Source organism: Anaerobacillus sp. CMMVII (assembly GCF_025377685.1).
Classification (GTDB): domain Bacteria; phylum Bacillota; class Bacilli; order Bacillales; family Anaerobacillaceae; genus Anaerobacillus.
This window is the reverse complement of the sequence record NZ_JACEHK010000002.1, coordinates 309,717-336,130: the sequence shown is the minus strand read 5'-3', so window position 1 is coordinate 336,130 and position 26,414 is coordinate 309,717. Positions and strand designations below refer to the sequence as shown.

The following is a 26,414-nucleotide window of genomic DNA, read 5'->3' as shown; positions in this document are numbered from 1 at the left end:
TACTTTCAACTCTCTACTCTTTGCTTCTTTTTTAGAAATTTAAATCGTGCTCCTAAAATTTGTCCAGCTAAATTCGTTCTTACCCCTAAATATAAATATGCAAGACCACCTGCACCAACTGATGCTAATAAAACAATTAGGGCATTAAGTCGATTTTCTAATGGTAAAGCAAACATGAGAAGCTCTTTGACCGCTACAACTACTCCTGCCATAATGACGGTAAAAATAAAAATTAAGATGAAACGTTTAAGGATAAAGCGATAATTATAGTTACCGTAATTGCCAATCGCCCATACGTTTACTCCTAAGGAAGTTAGATATCCTAATCCAGTAGCGTAAATTGCTCCGATTGCTTCAAATTGAGATATGAAAAGAACATTTAAAGTAAGTTTGACTAGTAAACCAGCTACCAATCCGATAACCGCAATTCGTTGCCGATTAATTCCTTGTAAAATTGCTGATGTAACAGCAAATAACGAAAATAGAACAGCTACAGGTGCATAGTACCTTAAAATTAACGCTCCAATCTGTAAATCTGCCCCTAAACCAAACAATGTTCCATAAGCAGGATATGCCAAAATGGACAAGCCTATCGCTGCTGGCAAAGTTAAGTAAAGAATGATTTGATAGGTTTGAGTTACTTGTCGTTGTAGTGATAAGTGATCATCATTTATAAATGATTTAGTTATTGTCGGTAATAGCGTAAGTGACATTGCCGTTGCGATTGAGACTGGAATTAAGATTAGCTTATGTGCTGCTTGAGCAAAAGCACCAAATGCTTCTTCTGCTGCAAATTGACTAAAGCCGATCCCCATTAATGCTTTATTAAACGTCATCAAATCTATTGTTTGATAAAGTGGAATTGCAAGCCCGATAAACGATAATGGCAACGCGTATGAAACAAGCTCTTTGTAAATCGTTCTAAGTGGCAGGTTATGATTAACCTTACTTTCAAGAAGTTGTTGTTCCAAGTGCGCTTTTCTTTTATACCAATAAATAAGTAGAACTGTTAAACCACCTAAGGCTCCAACAAATGCTCCGAACGTAGCAAAAGCTACTGCCCATCCAATAGAACCATTCAACATATAAACAATAATAAATGTTAAACAAAGGATAAAAATGATTCTAACTAATTGTTCAACAACCTGAGAAACCGCAGTTGGTCCCATTGATTGGTGTCCTTGGAAGTAACCACGAATCAATGACATGATTGGCACGATTAGGAGTGCTACGCTAACCATGCGGATTGTTAAGATGACATCTTCAATAGAATTTCCTTTTAAATCTTTTCCGTCTACTACCTGGTAAGCAATTGGTCCCGCTAATAAAAATAATAGTAGAAAAGCTATCATGCCCGTTACGGACATAACAACTAAGCCTGATTTAAATAATCTCCGACCCGTTTCGTAATCTCCAAGAGCATTATATTTTGAAACAAACTTTGAAACAGCAAGTGGTATTCCTAGTGTAGCTACGCTTAATAACACAGTATACGGTACATAGCCATATGTATATAATGCTAGTCCTTCTAAGCCCACAATAGCCTTAAAAGGAAATATGTAGATCAGTCCCAATATTTTCGAAATAAAAATTGAGGCCGTTAAAATCAATGTACCTCTTACTAACTTCGAGTCGGCCATAAGACACCTCTTTTTAGTTTATAGTGAATACTTTAAAGTGTATAGTTGTCCGTGGTTTAGCTCTAAAGCTTTTTCCGTGAAACTCTAAACTCTAAACTTCTGACATTCATTTTAGCAGTTTGCATCAGAACGTACAATCACAGACGGGATAAATTATAGTAGTAATTGTCTAGTTTTTTAAATTTAATAGAAAAGGCTATCACTTCTAGAAATTTGTACTATATAATTGAACTGTTATTTATGCTTGTTTTTTAAGGAGAGGTCCAAGAATGCTTTACAGACCGATAGCTGAAGTTACCTCAGGTGACTGTAACGGTAGAAATATTTACGGTGCCAAAAAGACAATTTTAGTGAAAGAAGATATTACTTTAACTGTAGGAATGATTTCAAAGCTTAAAAAGTTGGGCGTTAGCGGTATCTTTGTAAAAATAAAAATTTTCCTACTATCGAACTTGAAGAAAACGTCTCACAGGAAACAAAGCTTGAAACATTAGCTTGTCTTTATTATGTCTTTGATATGATTAATAGTGACCAGGAAATAGATTTGTCACATATTAAAAAAAATGTAGATAAATTAATTCAGGAAATTGAGCTCCATAAAGATCTTCTAGTTCAATTTACTGATATTCGATCAAGAGAAAATGAAGTCTTTATTCATACATTACAAGTCTGTATTGTTGCTACAACAATTGGTGCAAAGCTAGGAATGACAAAAGAAGGTTTAAAGATCGTAGCTACTACAGCCCTTCTACATGAGATGATCAAAAACAATAGTAGTAAAAAGCATTTAATTGAAATAAACAAAATCAGTGCAGACGTTTATTCCTTGTTCCGAGAGAGAAAGCAAAGAGTAGATTTCTTTTTAAGTGATCATATACCCTTTCCCCCATATAAGAGCCATCCCAATAAGGAGGTTCAATTATATGCAGAAATTCTAACAGTAGCTGATTGCATAGATAATCTTTCATCCCAATTTACGTCATATCCAACGTTAAGTCCAAACGATTCTATTGAATTTATGATGATTTTAACTGGAAAAGTTGTACATATTGACGTAATGAACGCATTTATTAGAACTTTCTCTGCGTATCCAAATGGACATGCAGTAGCACTAAGTAATGGAAAACAAGGCTTAGTTATTAGACAAAATCCCGCCTTACCAACTAGACCAGTTGTAGGTGTTTTTGAAGGTGATTTTCAAAAAGAAGAGGCTATTACATTAGATGTTCAAGAATTTAATTTATCAGAGTTACCTACCGTATTTATTACAAATATGGTAAACCAAAATTGTCTTGCCTTAGAAGATAAACAAACAAGTGTAAACGAAATTATAGATTAGGTAACCTAAATGGTTGTCTTTTAATTCTGGATTTTTTGACGAAATTTATGGTAAAGTTATTAAGGTTCCAAAACAAGGCTGTTTCTTCAGTTTGTTGTAGTTCAAATAAATAGGTTATACCAATATTTCAAGTTTTCAGGGCTCTTTTTCTAACTACAACTTGTATATCGAGCAACCAATTTGTTTTAATTCTAAACAATGATTACGAAATGAGCCTTATACAATTTAGATTGGAGTGATAAATAATGAAAAAAATAGGTTACCTACTTACCTGTTTTCTACTTAGTTTCCTAGTAGCTTGTGGCGGGTCAAATACTGAAGGTACATTAATCACGTTTTTAGATGAAACAATTACAGAAAAAGATGCAGAAAATGCACGTGTTACACCTGAAGAGACTTTGGAAGATGCTGCAAAAGATTTATTGTTTCAAGAGATGATGTTGGTAGAAGCAGAACAAGCTGGAATTAGCTTTGATCAGTTTGATCTAGATGCATTAGTAAACCAAACACAACAACTTTTTGAATACGACCAGGAAGCAATTTCTTTTCTAAATGCTAAAAGTGAATTATACAACATTTCACCAGAGGAATATATTGAAACAATATGGAGAGATGGATTACGTAAAAAGTTAATCGCAAATAACTATCTAGCTGAGTTTATTGATTTCCAATCATTGCAACCAGAGGACGTTCAGAGCGAGGTTGAGAAAATCCGCAATGAGCTGTTAGCTAAATACGAAGATCAAATTGAATATCATTTTTAAAATATCTTCTAAGACTAGTTTAGATGCGCTTCATGCCAATTGCTAGACTCCAGAACCAATCATAATGCAGCGGTCATCCTTGTATGGTCGCTGCTTTTTCTTAATGTTAGCCGTAGAAACAAATGAATTTGTCTCTACGGCTCTTTTCATCTCAAGAAGACGACCTAAAGTTTTTAAAAATTTTACTTGCAGATTGAAGCTTTTAGGGTAGTGCCTATCTAAATGTCAGGCATCTTCATTAACAGGCTAGACTTAGCTAGAGTGGAAATACTATGTTATAATACGTAAATTAATTAGAAGGAATCTGGTAGGTGGATACATATGTATGATGTTATTGTAATTGGTGGCGGTCCTTCAGGGCTAATGGCAGCTATTTCTGCTAGTCAGCATGGTGCTAAAGTTCTTCTTGTAGACAAGGGAGACAAATTAGGTAGAAAACTAGCGATTTCTGGTGGGGGGCGTTGCAATGTTACGAACCGAATGGATGAAAAAGAGTTAATTGCTCATATTCCAGGGAACGGGAGATTTATGTATAGTCCGTTCTCCGTCTTTAATAATGAGGATATTATTCTTTTTTTTGAAAAACTAGGAATTAAACTAAAGGAAGAAGATCGTGGTCGGATGTTTCCGATTAGTGATAAAGCATCTACCGTTGTAGATACTTTGTTAAAAAAACTCCGAGACTCGAATGTGCAGATGTGGACAAATACACCAGTCAAAACTGTCCGTTATGAAGATGGGAAAGTAGTAGGGATTAAAACAGAAGATGGAAAAGATATTAAAAGTAAAGCCGTCATTGTTGCTGTAGGTGGAAAGAGCGTGCCTCATACTGGTAGCACTGGTGATGGCTATCCTTGGGCTATAAAGGCTGGACACACCATTACTGATCTATTTCCTACTGAAGTACCTATTACATCAAATGAACGATTCATCAAGGAAAAAGTCCTCCAAGGAATATCACTGCGAGACGTTGGCCTTTCTGTAATTAATCCAAAAGGGAAAACCATTATTCGTCATGAAGGTGACATGATTTTTACCCATTTTGGGGTTTCAGGTCCAATCGCCCTTCGATGTAGTCAGTATGTTGTAAAGGCCTTAAAAAAATTCAAGGTTGATCAAATAGAAATGAGTAGTGATCTTTTCCCACAGAAAAATAGCGAGGAAGTGTTCCAAGAATTAAAGAACATAGCAAAGGAAGGTGAGAAAAAGTCAGTAAAAAACGGCCTTAAAGGATACATGACTGAACGCCTTCTACACTTCTATTTAGAAAAGGCAACGATAGACCCGAACCAAACTTTTGCTACTGTCTCAAATGATTCTCTTCGACAGCTTGCGGCACTCATCAAACATTTTGCTTTCAATGTTAATGGGACGCTTTCTATAGAAAAAGCTTTCGTTACAGGTGGTGGAGTTTCTGTTAAAGAAATAAATCCCAAAACAATGGAATCTAAATTAATGAAAGGCCTGTTCTTTTGTGGAGAGGTATTAGATATCCATGGCTATACAGGTGGTTATAATATCACGGTTGCCTTTTCTACAGGCTATACAGCTGGAAAAGGTGCTGCAGAAATTATATAGTTAGTTCACACTATTAAGAAAAGCGCAAGCGCCCTGTTAAGCCCCGACTAGCAAATGTTCTTCGAGAAAAAAAGTGTGCTCTTTCACTTTTATTCTCGAAGGTTATTTGACCTCGAGGGGCTGGGCGGTGGAGCTAGACAGTTATTACGTTGAAATTTTATACATTCTTATCTTTTAAAAAAGTATGATGGGAAAATTTTTCTTTTCATACTTTTTTGTATAATAAATTGAATTATTAGAATTTTATTGCTATATTTTAACTAGGCTCTTTTCGTAAACATTGCTCCTGCGGTTACTCGTCGCACAAAAAAACTTGTTGCTATTTAACCAAAGATAATTAGAAAAATCCCTTAGTTGAAGAATTCACCCAGTAAAATAAGTAAGAAAAGAGCAATGCTTACTAAATAAGTAGTGAAATCTTAGTGTTCACTTAAGCAATAAACTTTACGAAAACAACCTTTAACTAAAGAGTCGTGTAAGGGGGAAAAAGATGGAGAAAACTGAGTTGTTAATAAAACTAAGAGAATACTTATTTTCTGGGGAGATAGCTAAAGGTGTTTATATCGATGTAAATGTTGAAAAAGAGCCACGTTATTCTCCTGTAGGCTTTCTATTAAAAGAGTTTGGGCTATCAGATCTCGATCTAGTTTATTTAACTGAAAGTATGAAATCAACCTTAGATATTAAAGGCCTTTTAACTGGAGAGGTAAAGTTACCTGAGAGAATTGTGAACAAGGTAAAAGTACCATTAACGTTCCTAGGCTTTAACGAAGCAGATTTATCACTTCTAGAAGAAAAAAATGACGGACTTGTGCACGAAGAGCTTTATATCGCCATCTTTGACCTCCTAAATAATGACCAGTTTGATTACAATAATTGAAAGCGGTTACATTTGATCGATACCTTTCTTAGATACTAGTCAGTACACTACTAATCCTAACTAAACGCTATTAGTAATTGATAAAGTAATCGCCAGGAAGCAATTCCTGGCGATTTTTTCCACAGCTTATTCAAACGAATCGGCAATTTCAACTAATTCCGCGATGGTATATTTCTCGACGTCTCTTTCATCTAAATACATAATAATCCTGTAATTCAACTCACCGTCATCCCAGAGCAGAACTTGTGTCCGGCCATCTAAGATATAAAGTGCCTTTCTGCCGTCACTCAGTTGTACTTGTTGAAAAGATTCCCTCGGTAGTTCGTGTTCACCCGGTGGATCTTCAATTGAAATATGTGACAAAATAAAGACTTGCATTCTATTTTCTTCGTCACTATAATCAATGTTCAAATAAGAAGACCTATATGGAACAATACTACCCTCTACTTGTGTCCATGTGGGCTCAAATGGCATTATGGCAGGCTTTTTAATATCATAAGGAAAATCCTCAATTTTACTTATTGCGATAGCTCCTGACATTGATTGTTGCTGTTGTACAAAATCCATAAAACTCTCAACATCCTCTAATTCGTTGGTTGTCATGTAAATGCCAGTGTGGTCGAAACCAATAAACGTTGGAAATTCTGTCACGCCGAACGCCTCTACATATTCAGAGTCAGGAATTAATATATGAAATTCCTCTAGCCTATCAAGTGAATCAATTGTCATCAACTCTTCATAAATTTGGAATTGTCTTTTCAACTCCGGATCTAGGCTTTCATCCTCACTCCAAGATTCATACGGGATTTCTTCAAAAAAGGCAACGAGGCGAAACTCATAAAAATCCGTTGGCTTTAACTCATTAATAGCCGTTTCTTCATCCATCAACTCCGTCCCTGGGACAACTTGTTCATTCGTAAATAATAGATGCGCTCCGAACAAACCTCCGATTATCAGGAGAAACGTGGTCAGAGCCACAGGAATTGCCGAGTGGAAAAAACGAGCCAATTTTGCTTTTTTGTTTGTACGGTCAATGCTGTTTATTAACATTCTATACGTTTCTTTTTTTTCTATCTCATTTAGGTGGAGATCTTCAAAGCGTTGAAAGGTGCGGTCCAATTCATATTCAGTGTCATGCTGTTTCATGATTGTATCCCTCCTTTTCCATTTGTTGTTTTAATGCTGCCAAGCCCCGAAATAACGTATTTTTTACTTTGCTTTCATTCCAGTTTAAAATTTCGGCAGTCTCCTCAATCGTCAGTCCTTTTATTTTTCGTAATATAATAACCTCCTGATAGGGCCGCTTTAACTTTTTTAACGAACGATATAAAATCTCTTCTGCCTCTCCTAAAGTTGCTAGTTGCTCTGGACAACGTTCGGCCGAAGGATATGTCGTAAATGATTCTACAACATACTGAATTGGCCTTCGCTTTCGCTGAAAATCGATCGTCGTATTTCTTGCAATCTTATATAACCAATTTTTCTCACTAGCCTTTCCCTCAAAACTGGCCAATCCATTGTACGCCCGAAGAAACGTATCGTGCATCAAATCCTTTGCTTCGGCATGGTCACCGATCATCATTAAAATAAAGCGGTAAATCTCATCACTATATAAGCCGTACCACTGTTGAATTTTTTCCTTTGCAAGCTCCTCTTCCAAAGAATACCACCTCTCTTTCTTTATCTATGCACCCTAAAGACGTATGTCTTATAGAAAAGTTTCAATTTTTTTTAAGCTCTTTTCTAAAAGATTGTTGCTACTTGCTTTTTGAAAACAACCTTTTCTAAAGAAGTTCTACTATTTCACCTAAATTGACATTAACACTATACAGAAGTAAAGATGGGATTTTTAGAATTATTTCAAACGTAGGAATTCTTTTACCGAATGAACCCAAAACGAGCAGCAGAGCTAATAGCTAAAGTAGACAGTTTCGATTAAACAGTTTATTAGTTATTTCAACTTACACTTTCAAAAGTCCTACTCCAATCGTAAATTGTTAAGCTAAATCACAAAAAAAATGGAGGATGAATTAATAATTCATCCTCCACTTTTATTCGTTATTCTTTCATTTAGTTAGCGACGAAATTAACCAACTTATTAGGAACTGCAATGACTTTGCGAATAGTTTTCCCTGCTATTTCTTCACTAATTTTAGGATCAGCTTTCGCTAGTTCTTCCATTTCTTCACGGCTTGAATCATTCGGCATAAGCAGCTTACCCTTTAATTTTCCATTTACTTGAACAACAACTTCTACTTCATTTTCGACAAGCATCTTCTCATCAAAGACTGGCCATGCTTCATAAGCTAGCGTGGTACTATGACCTAACTTCTCCCAAAGCTCTTCAGCAATGTGTGGAGCAATTGGTGCAAGTAACTTAACAAACCCTTCTACAAACTCTTTTGGAATCTCGCTTTGCTTGTAGCTTTCGTTTATAAATACCATTAGCTGTGAAATGGCTACGTTAAAACGAAGACCTGATAAATCATCGGTAACTTTTTTCACGGTTTGATGATACACACGTTGATACGCCTCTGACCCTTCAGTTTCAGTAATTGTTGAGCTTAACTTACCATCTTCAGTAATGAACAATCGCCAGATACGGTCAAGAAAACGTCTTGCCCCGTCAAGTCCATTTTCACTCCAAGCAATGGATGCGTCAAGTGGGCCCATGAACATTTCATATAAACGAAGCGTATCAGCACCATGACTTGAAACAATATCATCAGGGTTTACAACATTCCCTTTTGACTTACTCATTTTTTCATTATTTTCACCAAGGATCATTCCTTGATTATATAGCTTTTGGAATGGTTCTTTTGTTGAAACTAGACCTAAATCGTATAAAAATTTGTGCCAGAAACGTGCATATAGTAAATGCAGGACAGCATGCTCTGCTCCACCAATATAGATGTCGACTGGTAACCATTTCTTTAGCTTTTCTGGGTCAGCCAATGCTTCTGAGTTGTTTGGATCAATATATCGTAAATAGTACCAACAGCTACCTGCCCAGTTAGGCATTGTATTTGTTTCGCGTCGGCCTTTCATACCTGTCACCGGATCAACGACATGAAGCCACTCTTTATTATTGGCTAATGGTGATTCCCCAGTATCAGAGGGTCTAATTTGATCCATTTTTGGTAAAAGAAGCGGAAGCTCTTCTTCAGGGACTGCAGTCATTGTACCGTCTTCCCAGTGGATGATTGGGATTGGTTCACCCCAATATCTTTGACGACTAAATAACCAATCGCGTAGACGGAATGTCACCTTGCCATTTCCTTTATTCTGTTCCTCTAACCAAGCAATCATTTTTGCGATCGCTTCTTTCTTGGTTAAACCATTAAGGAAATCAGAATTTACTAATTTACCATCACCAGTATAAGCCGCTTCATCTATATTTCCACCAGAAACAACTTCAACGATTGGTAACTCAAACGCACGTGCAAATTCATAATCTCGCTCATCGTGCGCTGGTACAGCCATAATTGCCCCTGTACCATAAGTAACTAACACATAATCTGCAATCCAAATTGGCAACTTTTCTCCATTGGCAGGGTTAATCGCGTATGCCCCTGTAAAAACACCCGTTTTTTCCTTCGAAAGTTCTGTACGTTCCAGGTCACTTTTCATTGAAATTTTCTTCTGATACGCTTCAACTGCTTCTTTTTGCTCACTAGTAACAATTGATTGAACTAATTTATGTTCAGGAGCTAACACTGCATAAGTTGCCCCAAATAATGTGTCTGGGCGAGTCGTAAAGACTGTAAAAGATGACTCATGGCCTTCAATGTCAAAGTGAATTTCCGCACCTTCTGAACGGCCAATCCAATTGCGTTGCATATCTTTGATGCTCTCAGACCAGTCTAACTCATCCAAATCATCCAAAAGTCGATCTGCATAGGCTGTAATTTTTAACATCCATTGTTTCATTGGACGGCGTTCAACTGGATGACCACCACGTTCACTTTTTCCATCGATCACTTCTTCATTTGCAAGAACTGTTCCAAGTGTAGGACACCAGTTAACCGCAACTTCATCAATATAAGCAAGACCGTTTTCATAAAGCTTTAGGAAGATCCATTGTGTCCATTTATAATAGTTAGGATCAATTGTACTTACTTCACGATCCCAATCATATGAAAAACCTAATGATTTGATTTGACGTCGGAAGGTATCTATGTTTTTTAGAGTAAATTCAGCTGGGTCATTTCCCGTATCAAGTGCATATTGTTCAGCAGGCAATCCAAACGCATCCCATCCCATTGGATGAAGAACATTGTAGCCTTGCATACGTTTCATTCTTGAAAGAATATCCGTAGCTGTATACCCTTCAGGATGTCCAACGTGTAGCCCAGCACCTGACGGGAATGGAAACATATCGAGAGCATAGAACTTCTCTTTATGTTCATCTTCCCCAGTTTTAAATGTTTTGTTTTCCTCCCAATACTTTTGCCACTTTTTTTCTATTTCCTGATGTGAAAAAGACATGTAAATAACCTCCTTGTTTATCTTTCTTATGAAATTTGAGTTTTGAGCTTAATGTAGATTTTTATGCCAAGATGAACTCATCACTCTTACTTTAAAACTTTTAACACCAATATAAAAAACCTCCCACCACTAACGTTAACGTTAGGGACGAGAGGTTAATAACATAATTATTCCCGCGGTACCACCCAATTTAGTGTTGGATACACTCACTTATTTGACACCTTAACGCGGCCGGACGACAAGAGTTACTAAACTTTCACCCTTGCAACTTTTAGGCGAGTTCGCGGATCTCTATGATTGACTTGCACCAACCGTCAATTCTCTAGGCACGAGGTTCCACTACTACTCCTCATCATTGTTTTTACACTTGTTAAGTTCGTTCATAATTTGTATTGTATGAATTTGTCGAATAAAAGTCAAGAGCTTATTCACATTCTTGTCAAAGTTTTTATATTCTATACTGAACAGTTGCTTTTGGTTACTACATAGTACATGTAATTTACATGCACTTCTCGCATTAGATGGTTCCTTTTCAAGCAGAACATCTTCAACTGCTTCAAGTTCTATCAAGCCACATCATAATAGAGTAGTCGCGAGGAAACTGGGATGATTAACTAGCTAACATTCAATTCTTTCTGGACAACAGTTCCTTGTAAACCACGATCATATAAATACGTACTTACGAAACCAATTAGAAAGAAAATCATTAATCCGTAAAACAACGTCTGCATACCAAACAAATCAACGACGACACCAACAAGGAACGGTCCAATCATTCTTCCGCCTGTTGCCACACTATTCACGATCCCTTGGTAAAATCCAGCTTTTCCTTTTGGTGCTAATTGATGAGCGATTGTAGGGACGGCAGGCCAGACGAACATTTCACCAATAGTTAAGATAATCATAGCTACAACGAAGACTACAAATACCTCTGCCTGGGCTACGACAAAAAATGAAACCATAAAAATAGCTAAGCCAAAGTAAATTTGGCCCTTCAACGTATGGAACCATTTCTTTATTAATGCAGAGATTAACGGTTGCCCTAGGACAATCAACGCTCCATTAACTGTCCAAATAACACTATACTGAGTTAAACTAATTCCCAACGATTGAGTATGAACAGAGATCGTGGTTTGCCACTGAACATAGGCAATCCAACAAGTAATAAAGCCTACACATAAAATGATGAGTGCTTTGAATCTAGCCTTATTTTCAATTGCAACGCTTTGATCAAATATATTCGTTTGTCCTGTTTCTGATGTATCTACCTTCATATTTTTATAACCGAAAAAAGCTACTAGGAAGAAGATTACATACATAAATCCATTGGCAAAGAATACATAATCAAATCTGATCGATGCGACAAGACCACCTAAAGCTGCCCCTACGGCAACGCCAAGATTTTGAGCAACATAAATTGAGTTAAATGCTTTTCTCCCTCCCTCTGGCCAAACGGAACCTGCCATTGCATACATTGAAGGGAAGGTTACACCGGAGCCAAACCCTAATCCAATCATTAAAACAACATAATAATACCAACTGTGATTTAACGCTAACGTAAACGCACTTACCATTGTAATGGTAATTCCCAATAAAATGGTTTTGTAGCCACCAACTCGATCAAAAAGTTTGCCACCAATTAAGTTACCAATCACTCCCGCTCCTGCATTTAGCATGAGCACTAATCCAGCGACACTTAATGATTTACCCAATTCCTGGTGAATAAAAATGGTGTTAAGCGGCCACAAAAAAGAAGCGCCTGTTACGTTAATCACCATTCCGATGACAAGCAACCATAACGCTTTAGGCATAATGACCTCTACCTCTCTCTTTATTTCGTTTCTCTAAGAAAATTGTATTCTATGCCATTAGATTTAGCAATGTTATTTTTAGTAAAGACTGTTTTCGAAAAGATTGTTGTTTCAATTAGAGAGTGATGAACTTGAAACATTATTATCTTTGGAAATCTTTCCTAAATTACGATTTGTTTAAAGGAAAAACTATCTGTTTATGCACCGAATTATTTTAAGTAGCCACATTGTTTACGATAGTTACCTAAGACTGTTTTTAATTCATGTAATCTAGGTTGTATACATAAAGCTTTTCCTAGTAGTTTAATGACATTTTGTGATAAAATGCTCAAAAAGCCTACATGAGGAGGATTCATATTGATTGATTTACGAAGTGATACAATTACAAGGCCAACGAAATCGATGCGTGAAGCAATGTACCTTGCTGAGGTTGGTGATGATGTTTATGGAGAAGACCCAACAATCAATGAGCTAGAAAATTTAGCGGCTGAAATGCTAGGCAAAGAGGCTGCATTGTTCGTAACAAGTGGAACACAAGGAAATCAGATTGCTGTCCTAACCCACTGTCGTCAAGGTGATGAGATTATTTTAGATGAAGATTCTCATATTGTCTTTTATGAAGGTGGGGCTATTTCTGCTTTTGCAGGAGTGCAACCACGCACAATAAAGTCAGAAGGTGGTTTTATCGATCCACAAAAGTTGCAAAACGCAATCCGGACGGATGATATTCACTTTCCTGATACTAGTTTAATCTGCTTAGAAAATACCCATAACCGTGCTGGTGGCGTTGCCATTCCCCCAAGTCATATGGAAAAGCTTTATCAAATCGCATCAGATCATAAGATCCCTGTCCATTTAGATGGTGCGCGTCTTTTTAACGCAGCCATTGCTTTAGGAGAGCCACTAACAGCATTTACCCAATATACAACGACTGTTCAGGTATGTTTGTCAAAAGGGCTAGGTGCTCCTGTTGGTTCCATTTTGGCAGGACCTAGAGACTTTATTGAGAAGGCACGAAAATGGCGGAAACGTTTAGGGGGAGGCCTAAGACAGGTAGGTATTCTAGGTGCAGCTGGTTTAATCGCTCTAACTGAAATGGTGGACCGCTTGGCAGAAGATCATGAAAATGCAAAAGTACTTGCGCAAGGCTTAGCGAATCATCCTCTTCTCACCGTAGCAAATAGTGTAGATACAAACATCGTCCTCATTGATATCCAAAAGACGGGGATGCATTCATCACATTTTATCGAAAAACTTAAAGACGTAGGAATTTTAGCAGTAGCTTTCGGCCCAGAAACAGTTCGTTTTACGACTCATTATGATTTAAATAGAGAGAAAATTGAACAAGCTATAGAGAGAGTTTTGAGTTTTGAGTTTTGAGTTTTGAGTTTAAGCATCGTAGTAATTTCATTTTAATATTTACTATCGCTTTTTAGGAAGGATTAATTTATGAATAAAATAATTGAGCAAGTCCCTTTAATGTTTGGCGTTAAAAGGTACCATTCATGGAATTTTCACCTTCGCCAACAGTTTGGTGAAAAGATTTTTAAAATCCCTTTAGATGCTGGTTTTGATTGCCCCAACCGAGATGGTTCTGTTGCTAGTGGTGGCTGCACCTTTTGTAGCGAACGTGGATCTGGAGATTTTGCAGGTGATCGCAAAGATGACCTCATCACACAATTTAATAACATAAAAGAAAAGATGCACTCAAAATGGCCAAACGGTAAATATCTTGGGTATTTTCAGGCATACACAAATACGTATGCGCCTGTAGAACAATTAAGAGAAATGTATGAAGTCATTTTAGAACAAGAAGGTGTTGTTGGTCTTTCCATCGCAACAAGACCCGATTGTTTACCTGATGATGTCGTAGAGTATTTAGGTGAACTGAATAAAAAGACATATTTATGGGTTGAATTAGGCTTACAAACAGTTCACCAGCGGACCGCGGATTTAATCAATCGCGCCCACGATTATCAAACATATGTTGATGGTGTTGAAAAGTTACGAAAACATAACATTCGCATTTGTTCCCATATTATTAATGGACTTCCACTTGAGAATTATGACATGATGATGGAAACAGCTAGAGAGGTTGCAAAGCTTGATGTTCAAGGCATAAAAATTCATCTGCTCCATTTATTAAAGAAAACACCTATGGTAAAGCAATATGAAAAAGGAATGCTTGAATTTATGAGTGCCCAAGACTACATTAAACTTGTCTGTGATCAGCTTGAAGTCATTCCACCAGAAATGGTCATCCACCGATTAACAGGAGATGGACCTGCCGACTTAATGATCGGTCCAATGTGGAGCTTAAATAAATGGGAAGTCTTAAATGGCATCGAGGCTGAGCTAAAAAGTAGAAACAGTTGGCAAGGGAAGTATTATCAAAGGGGGAACTAATAGATGAATGTATTAGGAATCCTACCTTTCGCTAGACAACTCTTACAAAATGTCGTTTCCAAAGGAGACAGTGTTATTGATGGCACTGCCGGAAATGGACATGACACCTTGTTTTTGGCTCAATTGGTGGGTGAGGCAGGTCGTGTCTATGCATTTGATATCCAAGAAACTGCGATTTGTAAGACGAAAGAGCGTTTACTAGAACATAATGCCCTTACACAGGTAACTCTTTTTCAAAAAGGACACCAAGAGGCTAACGGATTAGTTCCAGCAAATGTACATGGAAACCTTGCTGGTGCTATTTTTAATCTTGGGTATCTACCTGGTGGCGATAAAAGTATCGTGACAACACCTGAAACTACACTGAAAGCGATTCATGATATTTTCTTGATGTTAAAGAAAGGCGGCATCATCGTTCTTGTCGTTTATCATGGTCATGAAGAAGGCAAAAAGGAAAAAGCTCAACTTTTAGATTACGTAAGTAACATTAACCAAACAGATGGTCATGTCTTAAGCTATCAATTTTTAAATCAAAAAAATAATCCACCTTTTATTGTAGCGATTGAAAAAAGATAGTTTTTTCAAAACGCTCTTTTCTAAAAGCAACAAGGTTTACGAAAAATTTCAAAATTATTAAATAATGCAATTGACATCTCTTCTACTTTCTATAAAACTTAAAGAAAGGGGGAAGTCAAATGTCATTATTAGATCAGATTTTATCATTTAACGAAGCATTTGTTAGTGAAAAGCAATATGAACCATTTATGACAACAAAGTTTCCAAACAAAAAATTAGTTATCCTAACTTGTATGGACACTCGATTAAAACAATTACTTCCTAGAGCTATAAACCTTCAAAAAGGTGATGCAGTTATTATCAAAAATGCTGGAGCTGTTATCTCTCATCCATTCGGAAGTATTATGCGAAGCATTATCGTAGCGATTTATGAACTAGGTGCCCAAGAGGTGCTAGTCATTGGTCATCATAACTGTGGGATGGCTAGATTAGAAGCAAATTCTGTTTTAGATAAAGCAAAATCAAGGGGAATTAATCAAGAAACTCTAGAGGTTCTGCGGTATTCAGGCGTTAATATCGATTCGTGGTTAAAGGGGTTTAATGAAGTAGAGGATAGTGTGAAACATAGTGTTGAAATCGTTAAGAATCATCCGCTACTACCTAATAATGTCCCTGTTCACGGCCTAATTATCGATCCTGAAACAGGCAAACTGGAAAAAGTAGTTAATGGCTATCAAACAACCATGAGTTTATAAAAATTGAGAGGCTGACAGATGTCAGCCTCTCTTTTCTTCATTAGACAGCGGGTGTTGCCCAAGAAGCACCTATAATCACCAATAAAATAAACAACACAATGATTAACGTAAAGCCACTTCCAGCCCCATATCCAGGAGCCACATGACCTACTGGCATTGCGCCATAACCACAGCCTGCTAGCGGGGCTGCTGCGTGGCCAACCCCATGCATAGGAGCACCATAAGTTGGTGTAGCCGCACCCATAGTAGTACCTGCTGCTGCGCCAGTTACCGGTCCAAATCCTCCATACATAATAACACCACCTTCCCTGTTCCTTAATTCTAACCTATGCAACGAAGTGTGAATGTGGGTTAGGCAAGAGCGGAAATCGATTTGAAAACATAGCGCGTTTCTAGTTATACATATTTTTACCGTAAAAAATTTCATCCATTTCCATTGTTAACTTCTCCGTAATTTCATCTGCTTCTTCTTGATCAAGTGTTTCTTTTTTATAGCCAAATAAATAATTATTTAAATCAAACTCTTTTAGTTTACATTTAGTGTGAAAAATATTTTCTTGATATACATTTACATCGATCATATCAAATAAATTTTTCACATCATCTGGAATGTAATTTTGAATGGAATTAATTTCATGATCAATAAATAATTTATGACCATGGATATCCCTTGTAAATCCACGAACACGATAATCAATTGTCATTACATCCGTCTCAAATGAATGTATTAAATAATTTAATGCTTTTAAAGGGGAGATTTCTCCACAAGTTGAAACATCAATATCTGCTCGAAACGTACTAATCCCTTCATCTGGATGATACTCTGGATACGTATGGACGGTAATATGACTTTTATCTAAAGCCATTACAACCGAATCCGGAAGTGGTCCTGGTGATTCCTCGAATTGGTCTGTAGGTACTTCTACTACTGGCTCTTCAGATATTAACATCGTTACACTTGCACCTTGTGGTACATAGTCTTGTTGTGCAATATTCAAAACGTGAGCACCAATGATATCAGACACAGTCTTTAAAATGTGCGTCAATCTCTCAGCACTATATTGTTCGTCAATATACTCTATGTATGCCTCACGCTCTTCTTTTGTTTTCGTATAACAAACATCATACATATTAAAACTTAATGATTTCGTTAAATTATTAAACCCATGTAATGTTACTCTTTGCTCTGGTGTAAGTTTCATTTTAAAAACTCCCTTACTACGTAATATTAGGTTCAGTTTATTATTTTTATCTTACCCAAAGGCTCTTTTCGTAAACAGAGATTTGGTTGGATAACTTAGCTAGTTGTTAGAAAAGACAGGAGTTTTTTAGGCTCTTTTCTAAAAGATTGTTGCTAATAGCTTATAGGTCGTAACCAAGCGAACGCTTGGTTCTTCACGCTTTGCGTGAAGCTTTTGAGAATAAATAAGCCATTGGGACAAATAAATTTGTCCCAAAAAGCTTATTTATTCTCAAAAGACGACCTAAAAGCCACAAAGTTTACAAAAAGAGCCTAATAAAAAAACGCATATCGACTTGATATACGTTTAGTAAGAATTGTGCAAGCGCCCTTACATTACTTTTCTGTTTCACCTTTTTTATTTCTTCAACCGACGATACATCCAACCATTTATATAGAAAAATATCGTTGACCCTCCACCAATTCGTAGAAGACGCTTGGAAAGTTGACGTACGTTTTCTTGTCTGCGAACTTTTTCATCGGCTAAATAAATCGCTAATAGCCCTTTGGTAATAAAAGAATGAAAAGCTTGGTTCGGTAGACTGTCGATGCTTTTATCAGCTTCTATCGCAAATCGTTCAAGGCGGTTAATTAAATGCTCCTCATTTTCATAATAGAAACAAAAATTTAAATCTCCTCCTTGACGGTCTTCATCTTGATCAATAAAATAATCAAGCATAATATGGAGCCCTTGTACCCAAGGGAAATAACTATTCATTACTTCTTGTGCTTGAGTCCTCGTAAAGTTTTCATTTGTGGCATAGGCTACAAGACAAAAAATGCCTAAAGTTGAACCAGCACATGCCGAGAATTCATACCAACTCATTTCTGGGAGCTGATCTTGATACTGCTTAAACCACTTCTCTAGTCGAGGCACACGTTCTTCTTTTTTAACATGCTTATGCACCTGAAGATCACAATAATATTGAGCAAGTTCTAAATTAAATTCATGAATATTATCTAAGGCTGGTAATTTCCCAATAACCTCTTGGCATGTTGTCACTAATTCATGCAAATACCCACCATCATTTTGTTCTTCACGGTAACGATAATAATTTTCTAGCTTTGCACCAGGTGTTAGAGCATGCAACATTGACTGGTGTAGTGAACGAAAATCCGTAGGATCTAAAGAAGTACTTCGGTCACAGAGATTATCTAAGTAATCACTTATGGTTTGGTAGGCAACGATAAAACGAATAACATCCTCACTGTTTTTTTCAGATAATATTCCATAAATACTTCCACCCTCACAGTGAAATGTCTTTGTATCGATACTCGCTAATGCTTGTTTTCGTAGTTCCTCATTCGGAATCTTACTTGCCTTCTCTTTCCACTCTTTTAAGTTTTTGTGAACACAAGGTAATACGTCTTTATAAATCTTCGCCATCATCGTCAATGGCTGCTTTGGAATACTCAATTCATTAAACTCCTTCAATTATAAAACTTCTTTAATTTAGATGGGACTCAATAAATCCTTTTGCTACATGAAACACTGTTTCCTTTTCAGGCTCATTAAATACTTCATGGTATAGATTTGGAAATTCTTTATAATATTTATCAGTAAGCAATAATTGATTAAACCACCTAAAAACCGCTATTTTATCAACTATTAAATCATCTCCACCCTGTAGAATCAATAGTGGTACATTTGGAAAGCTTGTAACTTTGGCATGACTTTCTTTCATTGCGGTTGTTAACTCGAAATACCAACGAACAGATACTTTTTTTACGATATTAAGGTCAGTTTCATCACGCTTCAGCATTGCTTCACAACGAGTGACTTGTGCTAAATTGGTTGGCAACCGTAGCTTGGGTATAAGTTTATTTAGGATAACTGCGCTAATATGCGTAAGCTTTGACGGAGGATCTACAAGTCCTAAACAAGGAGAAGATAAGATTATGCCGTTTACAGATAATTTTTTTTGTAGCATCGTTTGAATAACTGCTAGACCTCCCATGCTATGTCCCAACATAAAAATAGGTAATTGATATTGCTCTGCACGTTGGTACCACTTTTCAATAATATCGATATATTCCTGGAAAGAATCGATATGTCCTCTTGATTTCGGATTTTTACCTTGGCCAGGCAAATCCCCCATAACTACATGGTAACCTTCGTCTATCAACTTTTGGATTAACCATTGATAGCGAACGTGATATTCATTTGCACCGTGGACAACTACAAAAACACCTTTTGCTTTTTCACACTCCCAAACCCACATTCAATCATCCCCCTATTTACTATCAATTAGCCTATTTTTTTGGTAAAATTTGATCTAAGTTCCTTTGATAAATATATTAGTAATTTAAAAATAACATGACTTTAAGGGGGATTCAAATCGATGATCTATCCTTATAAGGGTAAGTATCCAGAAATTGCTGAAACAGCATTTGTTGCAGATTTTGTTACCGTTACTGGTGATGTAAAAATTGGGCCTTATTCAAGCATTTGGTTTAACACAGTTATTCGCGGTGACGTTTCTCCAACAATAATTGGCGAACGTGTAAATGTTCAAGACAATTGTACACTTCATCAAAGTCCTCAATTCCCTTTAATTTTGGAAGATGACGTTACCGTTGGACATCAAGTATTATTACATAGCTGTTGTATCCGTAAAGGCGCATTGATTGGCATGGGTTCCATTATTTTGGATGGTGCTGAGGTTGGAGAAGGCGCATTCATTGGTGCCGGTAGTCTAGTACCACAAGGTAAAAAAATTCCTCCGAATAGCTTAGCATTTGGACGACCGGCTAAAGTAGTTCGTGAACTAAACGAAGAAGATCTAAATGATATGGCTAGAATTCGACGGGAGTATGTAGAGAAAGGACAATACTACAAAGGTTTACAAGCGAGGGATTAAGTGTTTGCTTTTGTTACTCAAAAAAGTGCCAGGTGTTGATGATCTGGCACTTTCGCATTGCAATAAAGATCATTTATAAGGCTCTTTTCTGGTGGCTTTAGTTTTAATTAATTCTATCAATAAACAAATTTTCTCCGTTTTCAACCATACCGAGAGCCCACACACACACTTGAGGTTGATAACTCTCTAATTCAATTAATAGCCTTGGATTATCATTCATTAGTCTTCTTTTTGAAACTTGCCTTCCTTCCATTTCCACCTTTTCTTTAGATCTTCTTCATTATCTTCTTCTCCATCATCCACTTCGTCTATTTCTTCATTTGTTTCATTTTCATTTTCTTCGGTTTCTTCTTCATCGGCTGGTGGACAACCGATGTTTATCTCATCACCGATAACAATTTCTCCTGTTTCAATCTTCGCATTTGCTTGATGCCCTTTATGAAACGCTGGTCCAAAATTGATAGATGCTCCACCTGATATATTAGTAATTTTCAAATTGCCAATTGTTGTCATTGGAGTTCTAAAAGGTTTCATCAGCCTTCCTCCTTCCATATCCCTCATATATAAGATATGAAACAAAAGGACAACCCGAATAGATAAAAGAACTAGAATCTCTTAAAATATACTCTTGACCCTATTGTAGGTAAGGAAGACTAGTGAAAAAAAGCTAGTCCCAAATGTTATCTGCCCAAATGACAGATTTTATGGAGAAAAGGCATGTAGAATTTTCTACGTGACTGTTTTTACATTTTTTAGGTGATTAAGGATCGTAAAACTCTTCTACGAGACCGCTTTTTACATTTTTTAGGTGATCAAAACTCATTGAACCCTTCTTTGTGACCGAATTCTACATTTTTTAGGATCAAGGCACATTGATCTCTAACTACATGTAAAAATGGCTGTTGAGACTTTCTCAACAGCCAGAAAAAAACTTACTCCACTTTAAACGGCCTTATCCCCCAGATCTCCGTAGCGTATTCGCTAATTGTTCGGTCACTAGAGAATTTCCCCGAATGAGCAATATTAATGATTGATTTTCGCAACCATTCTTTTTGATCACGATAGTTTAAGTCTACTTTTTGGTGAGCTTCTACATAACTGTCAAAATCTTTAAGACAAAATATTCGTCATTATTAGAAAGGATTTGATAGTAGATATCTTTAAATTCTGCTTTATCATTTCCGCAGAAGCCATGTAGTAGTTGATCTAAAATCGTCCGTAGACGATGATCATTATTATAAATATCTCTGGCAACATAGCCTCCATGGCTGTAGTAATGGAGCACTTGCTCTGACGTCAATCCAAAAATAAAGATATTTTCTCGACCGACCATATCATAAATTTCTACGTTAGCTCCATCAAGAGTACCAATCGTAAGAGCGCCATTCATCATGAACTTCATGTTTCCAGTTCCTGATGCTTCTTTACTTGCCGTTGAAATTTGCTCACTGACATCAGCTGCTGGCATAATTTTTTCAGCCATTGATACACTGTAATTTTCTAGAAAAACGACTTTTAATTTACCTTGAATCGACGAATCATTATTAACAACACTTGCCACTGTATTAATCAACTTAATGATCTTTTTGGCAAATGTGTAGCTAGGTGCAGCTTTTGCGCCGAAAATAAAAGTTCGTGGAACGATATTAATATTAGGATTTTCTTTTAACATATTATATAGTTCCATGATATGGAAAACATTTAGTAATTGACGCTTATAGGCATGAAGACGTTTCACCTGAACGTCAAATATCGAGTGTTCATCTACTAAAATACCCGTCTTATCTTTGATATAGTTAGCTAGGATGATTTTATTTTCTTGTTTTACTGCTGAAATCTTTTCTTGGAACGAAGCATCGTTTGCATATTTTAAAATCCCGATTAAATCTCGTGGTTGCTTAATCCATCTTTGACCAATTGCCTCAGTTATACAGGATGACAGTTTTGCATTGGCATTCATTAGCCAACGACGATGGGTAATTCCGTTTGTTTTATTATTAAACTTTTCAGGGAAAATGGTATAAAAGTTATTCATTTCTCGTTCTTTTAGAATATCGGTATGGAGCTTTGCAACCCCATTGACACTAAAACTACCTACAATAGCTAAATGCGCCATGCGGATTTCGTTGTGAGCGATAATTGCCAAGTCACTGATGCGATCAAATTCACCAGGATATTTTTTCCACAACCCCTGACAGAAACGTTCATTAATCTCTTCGGCAATCATGTAAATTCTTGGTAGAAGCTCTTGAAATAAACTGATTGGCCACTTTTCTAGCGCTTCAACTAGTGTTGTATGGTTTGTGTACGCACAAATTTTAGTAGTAATTTCCCACGCTTCATCCCAACCGAAGCCCTCCTCGTCAATAAATAAACGCATAAGCTCTGGAACGATTAATGCTGGATGGGTATCGTTGATATGAAAAACAACTTTATCAGGTAAATCTCTTAAACTTATCGATTTTCGCCGATACGAATCAAAAATACTTTGAAGACCTGCAGAAACGAGAAAGTATTGTTGTTTTAGACGTAGCTTTTACCGTCATAGTGAGAATCGTCTGGATATAGAAATTCTGAGATCGATTCTATCGAGCGTTTATAATTCAAGTATTTATAATAGTTTTCACGATTGCAGGTATGGATATCATTTTCTTGAATAGAAGGTTCCGCACTCCAAAGTCGTAAGGTGTTAACCGTCTTGTTTTCAAATCCTACGACAGGAACATCATAAGGCACCGCTATTACAGTTTCATAGTTTTTATGATCAAAAGAAATTTGACCGTCATTTACATTCGTTTCAACGTAACCTCCAAATCGAACATTTACAGCGCGATCCAAACGGCGGAATTCCCAAACGTATTCTTCTTTTAACCAATAGTCTGGTAGTTCGACTTGATAACCATCAATTAGTTTTTGCTCAAAAAGCCCATATTTGTATCGGATTCCACAGCCATGCCCTGGCAATTGTAAAGACGCCATCGAATCCAAGAAACAAGCAGCTAGCCGACCTAACCCGCCATTACCCAAACCAGCATCATGTTCTTCCTCAGCTATCGAGTCAAGATTAATGCCTAATTCACCGAGCCCCTCTTTAACAAGACTCAAAATTGAAAGATTAAGCATGTTGGATTGTAGTAGTCTTCCCATTAGAAATTCCATTGAAAAGTAGTAAACTTGCTTTTCACCAGTTTGTTGATACTGTTTATTCGTCTTAATCCAATTTTTGCTCACATGCATACGGATCATTGTACCTAACGTATAATAAAAGTCGATAGAAGTAGCCTCATCAAGAGTCTTACTTGAATTCTTGGCTAAAGTCTCAATAAACTCTTTCTTAAACGTTTCTTTATCGTTAAACAAGCTAGATTCTTCTAATCCTACCAATTTATTATTCTCATTTTGAAAACTCATTTAATCCCCCCTGCAACTCTTTGATACAGGTCAACATAGCACCGTGCTGACTTGTTCCAGCTGTTATCTGACTTCGTCATGTTTTTGATTAATGCAGACCATGTTGTCGGATCTTGATAGATAGAAAGTGCATGACGAATCGTGAACAGAAAGTCATGGGCATTATAATTAGCAAAGCTAAAACCATTCCCTTGTAATAGCTCCTCATTAAAAGGTGTCACTGTATCTACGAGTCCTCCTGTTTCTCTAACAATAGGAGCACTCGCGTAACGAAGTGCAATTAGCTGACCAATCCCACAAGGTTCAAAACGGGAAGGCATGAGAAATAAATCACTAGCTGCGTAGATCCTTCTCGCAAAGCCTTCATTAAACGTAATATGGGTAGATACTTTTTCAGGATAGCGCCTAGCAGCATCCTGAAAAAACTGTTCATACACCTCGTCACCTGTTCCTAATATCACAATTTGGATATTTTCTTGGACAAGTTCTTCAAAAACATGAGTAACTAAATCAAGACCTTTTTGTTCCACTAAGCGTGTGACAATTGCAAGCATTGGTGTATCTTCTTCCACAGGTAAACCTATTTGTTCTTGTAATTCTCGTTTATTTTTTACCTTTTTGCCTTTTGCACTGCGGAATGGAAACGAAAGATTTGGATCATTCATTGGGTCATACTCTTGATAGTCAAGACCATTCACAATGCCATACAAATCGTTGCTGCGCTCTCGCAATAGTCCATCTAGCTTTTCACCATAATAAGGGTTTTGAATTTCTTCTGCATATGTTTTACTTACAGTTGTAAGTAAATCTGAATGAACAAGTGCACTCTTTAAGTAATTTACACAGCCATCAAATTCAACCCCATCAAAATGCTCGTCCCCTAACGAAAGGAGTTCTGCTAGGATCACTCTTGGAAAAATACCTTGATACTTCAAATTATGAATCGTAAAAATTGTTTTTATCTCCTGGAAAAATAGATGATTATGATAATGTGTTTTTAAGAATAATGGGATTAACGCTGCTTGCCAATCATGACAATGAATCACATCAGGCTGAAAATCAATTTGTGGCAGCATTTCTAACACTGCACGATTAAAATAGGCAAAGCGCTCTGCATCGTCAAAAAAACCATATAGACCTACTCGTTTGAAATAATATTCGTTGTCGATAAAATAAAATGTTATTCCATCTTTAACGAGCATCTCAACTCCAAGGTACTGGTTTCTCCAGCCGACTGGCACTGTGCTCGTAGAAATTGTCGTCATTTCTTCTTTAAAGCTTTCAGAGATTGCTTCATATTTTGGAATAACAACACGAACATCAACACCCTCTTTATTAAGTTCCCGCGGCAAAGCGCCAATAACATCAGCAAGTCCCCCTGTTTTAATAAAAGGGGTACACTCAGTAGCAACGAATAGGACCTTCATTTCTCCAACATCTCCTCTATAAATCATTCAAAAGTGAGAACGAACGCATCAATCGCTCGTTCTCTAAATTTTTATTTAAACTAAATGAATTTCATAATTTATTAGTTTCGCTATTAAGTTCTATATGCAGTTACGTAACTACATATAGTTGGTTATAGCTTGATTAAGGTAACTATGACATTCACTCAACTAAATTACCTTTTGTTTTGGAATTACAAATGGGATTTGCTCATTACCAATCAAACGTTTTCCTTCAGTTAGGGTAACATCTTTGTCTAAAATTACATTTTCAATCAAGGTATTCTCCTGAATGTCACATCGTTGCATGATGATTGAATTTTTAACAACGGCACCTTTTTTGACAACTACACCTCTAAAGAGAATACTGTTTTCAACAGTGCCTTCAATTATACAACCGTTCCCTACCAATGAATTCTCAACATTGGCTCCTTGTAAATATTTTGCAGGTGGTTCATTTTTGACTTTTGTTAAGATTGTTTGATCACTGAAAAATAATTGGTTATAAAATTCTGGATCTAATAACTGTAAATTATTTTTATAAAAACTTGGTACAGAATTTATCACTGAATGTAACCCTGTATATTCGAATGCTTGCACATTCAAGTGTGACAATTCACTCCCGATACAATCATTAAAGAAATGAGAAGCACCGTGTGCTATTCCATGTTCAAGTAGCTGTAATAACAATTTCTTACTTACAAGATACATGTTCATATAGACATTGTTGTTATATTCCTCATTCGTTACTTTAAGAACACGTCCTTCGTCTGTTGTTTCTAATTTTTGGCACTGTCTATGCTCTGGTTCTAGCATTTCAACTTTTTTGTAGATCACCGTAACGTCTGCATTTGTTTTTACATGTTGTTCAAATACTTCTTGATAGTTAATGTTGCAAATATGTTGACTGCCGGAAATTAGGACATATTCAGCTTTTCCGCGATAAAAGTAGTTTAGGTTATTATGAAAATGTTGTAAGTCACCTTTCGAGACATCTGTTGGATCATTCCAATCTGGTGGTAAGATAAATAATCCCCCGTATTTTGTATCTAAGTCCCACGATTTCCCATTTCCAAGATGGTCCATTAGAGACCGGTACTTTTTCCTTGTAAATACAGCGATGTCAGTCATTCCTGCATTTGTCATATTAGAAATAACAAAATCGATTAGACGGTACCTGCCCCCAAATGGTACAGCAGCACCACACCGAAAATAGGTAAGTTCATTTAAGAAATCTTGTTCATTATCTAAGTTAATTACTCCCATAATCTCCATTAACT

At 36.6% G+C, this 26,414-nt stretch carries 22 protein-coding genes, 1 pseudogene and 1 other annotated feature; of the genes and pseudogenes, 10 read left to right on the top strand and 13 right to left on the bottom strand.

Annotated elements, in window-relative coordinates:
• Positions 1–5: 5 nt before the first annotated feature.
• Positions 6–1,640: a putative polysaccharide biosynthesis protein gene (locus tag H1D32_RS05720; RefSeq protein WP_261177245.1), complete on the bottom strand. Its 1,635-nt coding sequence runs from the start codon at positions 1,638–1,640 to the stop codon at positions 6–8.
• A 269-nt stretch (positions 1,641–1,909) separates the two neighbouring features.
• Here H1D32_RS05720 and H1D32_RS05715 point away from each other — a divergent pair, with 269 nt between their 5' ends.
• The 5 genes from H1D32_RS05715 (at position 1,910) to H1D32_RS05695 (ending at position 6,201) form a co-directional block, all read left to right on the top strand.
• A complete protein-coding gene (locus tag H1D32_RS05715; RefSeq protein ID WP_261177244.1) occupies positions 1,910–2,134 on the top strand; it encodes a hypothetical protein in 225 nt (74 codons plus the stop codon).
• 50 nt (positions 2,135–2,184) lie between these two features.
• A complete protein-coding gene (locus H1D32_RS05710; protein ID WP_261177243.1) occupies positions 2,185–2,979 on the top strand; it encodes an HD-GYP domain-containing protein in 795 nt (264 codons plus the stop codon).
• A 245-nt stretch (positions 2,980–3,224) separates the two neighbouring features.
• The gene (locus H1D32_RS05705; protein WP_261177242.1) at positions 3,225–3,743 is read left to right on the top strand and encodes a hypothetical protein; all 519 of its coding nucleotides are present in this window, start codon (positions 3,225–3,227) and stop codon (positions 3,741–3,743) included.
• 321 nt (positions 3,744–4,064) lie between these two features.
• Positions 4,065–5,321, top strand: a complete 1,257-nt coding sequence (locus H1D32_RS05700) for a BaiN/RdsA family NAD(P)/FAD-dependent oxidoreductase (protein WP_261177241.1) — start codon at positions 4,065–4,067, stop codon at positions 5,319–5,321.
• A gap of 490 nt (positions 5,322–5,811) precedes the next feature.
• Positions 5,812–6,201: a hypothetical protein gene (locus H1D32_RS05695; protein ID WP_261177240.1), complete on the top strand. Its 390-nt coding sequence runs from the start codon at positions 5,812–5,814 to the stop codon at positions 6,199–6,201.
• Positions 6,202–6,327: 126 nt separating this feature from the next.
• Here H1D32_RS05695 and H1D32_RS05690 read toward each other — a convergent pair whose 3' ends face one another.
• The 4 genes from H1D32_RS05690 to H1D32_RS05675 form a co-directional block, all read right to left on the bottom strand.
• Complete coding sequence (locus H1D32_RS05690; RefSeq protein ID WP_261177239.1) at positions 6,328–7,347, bottom strand: hypothetical protein; 1,020 nt, start codon at positions 7,345–7,347, stop codon at positions 6,328–6,330.
• The gene (locus H1D32_RS05685) at positions 7,334–7,861 is read right to left on the bottom strand and encodes an RNA polymerase sigma factor (RefSeq protein WP_261177238.1); all 528 of its coding nucleotides are present in this window, start codon (positions 7,859–7,861) and stop codon (positions 7,334–7,336) included. Before H1D32_RS05685 ends, H1D32_RS05690 begins: the two co-directional genes overlap by 14 nt.
• Before the next feature lie 410 nt (positions 7,862–8,271).
• Positions 8,272–10,689 carry a leucine--tRNA ligase gene (gene leuS / locus H1D32_RS05680; protein WP_261177237.1) on the bottom strand — a complete coding sequence of 806 codons (2,418 nt, stop codon included), beginning with the start codon at positions 10,687–10,689 and terminating at the stop codon, positions 8,272–8,274.
• A 140-nt stretch (positions 10,690–10,829) separates the two neighbouring features.
• Positions 10,830–11,054, bottom strand: a binding site (T-box leader).
• A 249-nt stretch (positions 11,055–11,303) separates the two neighbouring features.
• On the bottom strand, positions 11,304–12,500 hold the full coding sequence (locus tag H1D32_RS05675) for an MDR family MFS transporter (RefSeq protein WP_261177235.1): 1,197 nt from the start codon (positions 12,498–12,500) through the stop codon (positions 11,304–11,306).
• A gap of 357 nt (positions 12,501–12,857) precedes the next feature.
• Between H1D32_RS05675 and ltaE the strand changes: the two genes are divergently transcribed.
• From ltaE to H1D32_RS05655, 4 genes are all read left to right on the top strand, one after another.
• Positions 12,858–13,880, top strand: a complete 1,023-nt coding sequence (ltaE, locus tag H1D32_RS05670; RefSeq protein ID WP_261177234.1) for a low-specificity L-threonine aldolase — start codon at positions 12,858–12,860, stop codon at positions 13,878–13,880.
• Between the two features lie 69 nt (positions 13,881–13,949).
• On the top strand, positions 13,950–14,906 hold the full coding sequence (mnmL, locus tag H1D32_RS05665; protein ID WP_261177233.1) for a tRNA modification radical SAM protein MnmL/YtqA: 957 nt from the start codon (positions 13,950–13,952) through the stop codon (positions 14,904–14,906).
• A 3-nt stretch (positions 14,907–14,909) separates the two neighbouring features.
• Positions 14,910–15,482: a tRNA 5-(aminomethyl)-2-thiouridylate-methyltransferase MnmM gene (gene mnmM / locus H1D32_RS05660; protein ID WP_261177232.1), complete on the top strand. Its 573-nt coding sequence runs from the start codon at positions 14,910–14,912 to the stop codon at positions 15,480–15,482.
• Positions 15,483–15,601: 119 nt separating this feature from the next.
• Entirely contained in the window at positions 15,602–16,177 is a 576-nt protein-coding gene (locus H1D32_RS05655; protein ID WP_261177231.1) for a beta-class carbonic anhydrase, read from the top strand.
• 40 nt (positions 16,178–16,217) lie between these two features.
• Here H1D32_RS05655 and H1D32_RS05650 read toward each other — a convergent pair whose 3' ends face one another.
• The 4 genes from H1D32_RS05650 to H1D32_RS05635 form a co-directional block, all read right to left on the bottom strand.
• Entirely contained in the window at positions 16,218–16,469 is a 252-nt protein-coding gene (locus H1D32_RS05650; RefSeq protein WP_314733353.1) for a YjcZ family sporulation protein, read from the bottom strand.
• 100 nt (positions 16,470–16,569) lie between these two features.
• On the bottom strand, positions 16,570–17,379 hold the full coding sequence (speD, locus tag H1D32_RS05645) for an adenosylmethionine decarboxylase (RefSeq protein ID WP_261177230.1): 810 nt from the start codon (positions 17,377–17,379) through the stop codon (positions 16,570–16,572).
• 396 nt (positions 17,380–17,775) lie between these two features.
• The gene (locus H1D32_RS05640; protein WP_261177229.1) at positions 17,776–18,834 is read right to left on the bottom strand and encodes a tetraprenyl-beta-curcumene synthase family protein; all 1,059 of its coding nucleotides are present in this window, start codon (positions 18,832–18,834) and stop codon (positions 17,776–17,778) included.
• Positions 18,835–18,865: 31 nt separating this feature from the next.
• Positions 18,866–19,639, bottom strand: coding sequence for an alpha/beta hydrolase (locus H1D32_RS05635; RefSeq protein ID WP_261177228.1), 774 nt, complete (start codon positions 19,637–19,639; stop codon positions 18,866–18,868).
• A 120-nt stretch (positions 19,640–19,759) separates the two neighbouring features.
• On the opposite strand from H1D32_RS05635, the gene H1D32_RS05630 reads away from it, so the two are divergent.
• Positions 19,760–20,278 (top strand): gamma carbonic anhydrase, encoded by a 519-nt coding sequence (locus H1D32_RS05630; protein ID WP_261177227.1) that lies wholly within the window; start codon positions 19,760–19,762, stop codon positions 20,276–20,278.
• A gap of 219 nt (positions 20,279–20,497) precedes the next feature.
• On the opposite strand, the gene H1D32_RS05625 is transcribed toward H1D32_RS05630, so the two are convergent.
• The 4 genes and pseudogenes from H1D32_RS05625 to glgD all read right to left on the bottom strand — a co-directional run bounded on the left by H1D32_RS05625 (position 20,498) and on the right by glgD (position 26,409).
• Entirely contained in the window at positions 20,498–20,812 is a 315-nt protein-coding gene (locus tag H1D32_RS05625; RefSeq protein ID WP_261177226.1) for a spore germination protein, read from the bottom strand.
• A gap of 398 nt (positions 20,813–21,210) precedes the next feature.
• A pseudogene (locus H1D32_RS05620) lies at positions 21,211–23,638 on the bottom strand (glycogen/starch/alpha-glucan phosphorylase).
• Between the two features lie 47 nt (positions 23,639–23,685).
• Entirely contained in the window at positions 23,686–25,116 is a 1,431-nt protein-coding gene (gene glgA, locus H1D32_RS05615) for a glycogen synthase GlgA (protein ID WP_261177225.1), read from the bottom strand.
• Between the two features lie 189 nt (positions 25,117–25,305).
• Entirely contained in the window at positions 25,306–26,409 is a 1,104-nt protein-coding gene (gene glgD, locus H1D32_RS05610; RefSeq protein WP_261177224.1) for a glucose-1-phosphate adenylyltransferase subunit GlgD, read from the bottom strand.
• Between the last annotated feature and the right edge of the window lie 5 nt (positions 26,410–26,414).

Bases quoted from the DNA above. Each gene is read 5' to 3' on its own strand.
- H1D32_RS05690 (WP_261177239.1), bottom strand. From the start codon at position 7,347: ATGAAACAGCATGACACTGAATATGAATTGGACCGCACCTTTCAACGC.
- glgA (WP_261177225.1), bottom strand. From the start codon at position 25,116: ATGAAGGTCCTATTCGTTGCTACTGAGTGTACCCCTTTTATTAAAACA.
- H1D32_RS05720 (WP_261177245.1), bottom strand. From the start codon at position 1,640: ATGGCCGACTCGAAGTTAGTAAGAGGTACATTGATTTTAACGGCCTCA.
- glgD (WP_261177224.1), bottom strand. From the start codon at position 26,409: ATGGAGATTATGGGAGTAATTAACTTAGATAATGAACAAGATTTCTTA.
- H1D32_RS05715 (WP_261177244.1), top strand. From the start codon at position 1,910: ATGCTTTACAGACCGATAGCTGAAGTTACCTCAGGTGACTGTAACGGT.
- H1D32_RS05695 (WP_261177240.1), top strand. From the start codon at position 5,812: ATGGAGAAAACTGAGTTGTTAATAAAACTAAGAGAATACTTATTTTCT.
- H1D32_RS05650 (WP_314733353.1), bottom strand. From the start codon at position 16,469: ATGTATGGAGGATTTGGACCGGTAACTGGCGCAGCAGCAGGTACTACT.
- leuS (WP_261177237.1), bottom strand. From the start codon at position 10,689: ATGTCTTTTTCACATCAGGAAATAGAAAAAAAGTGGCAAAAGTATTGG.
- mnmL (WP_261177233.1), top strand. From the start codon at position 13,950: ATGAATAAAATAATTGAGCAAGTCCCTTTAATGTTTGGCGTTAAAAGG.
- speD (WP_261177230.1), bottom strand. From the start codon at position 17,379: ATGAAACTTACACCAGAGCAAAGAGTAACATTACATGGGTTTAATAAT.
- H1D32_RS05700 (WP_261177241.1), top strand. From the start codon at position 4,065: ATGTATGATGTTATTGTAATTGGTGGCGGTCCTTCAGGGCTAATGGCA.
- H1D32_RS05630 (WP_261177227.1), top strand. From the start codon at position 19,760: ATGATCTATCCTTATAAGGGTAAGTATCCAGAAATTGCTGAAACAGCA.
- H1D32_RS05705 (WP_261177242.1), top strand. From the start codon at position 3,225: ATGAAAAAAATAGGTTACCTACTTACCTGTTTTCTACTTAGTTTCCTA.
- mnmM (WP_261177232.1), top strand. From the start codon at position 14,910: ATGAATGTATTAGGAATCCTACCTTTCGCTAGACAACTCTTACAAAAT.
- H1D32_RS05635 (WP_261177228.1), bottom strand. From the start codon at position 19,639: ATGTGGGTTTGGGAGTGTGAAAAAGCAAAAGGTGTTTTTGTAGTTGTC.
- H1D32_RS05675 (WP_261177235.1), bottom strand. From the start codon at position 12,500: ATGCCTAAAGCGTTATGGTTGCTTGTCATCGGAATGGTGATTAACGTA.
- H1D32_RS05655 (WP_261177231.1), top strand. From the start codon at position 15,602: ATGTCATTATTAGATCAGATTTTATCATTTAACGAAGCATTTGTTAGT.
- H1D32_RS05625 (WP_261177226.1), bottom strand. From the start codon at position 20,812: ATGAAACCTTTTAGAACTCCAATGACAACAATTGGCAATTTGAAAATT.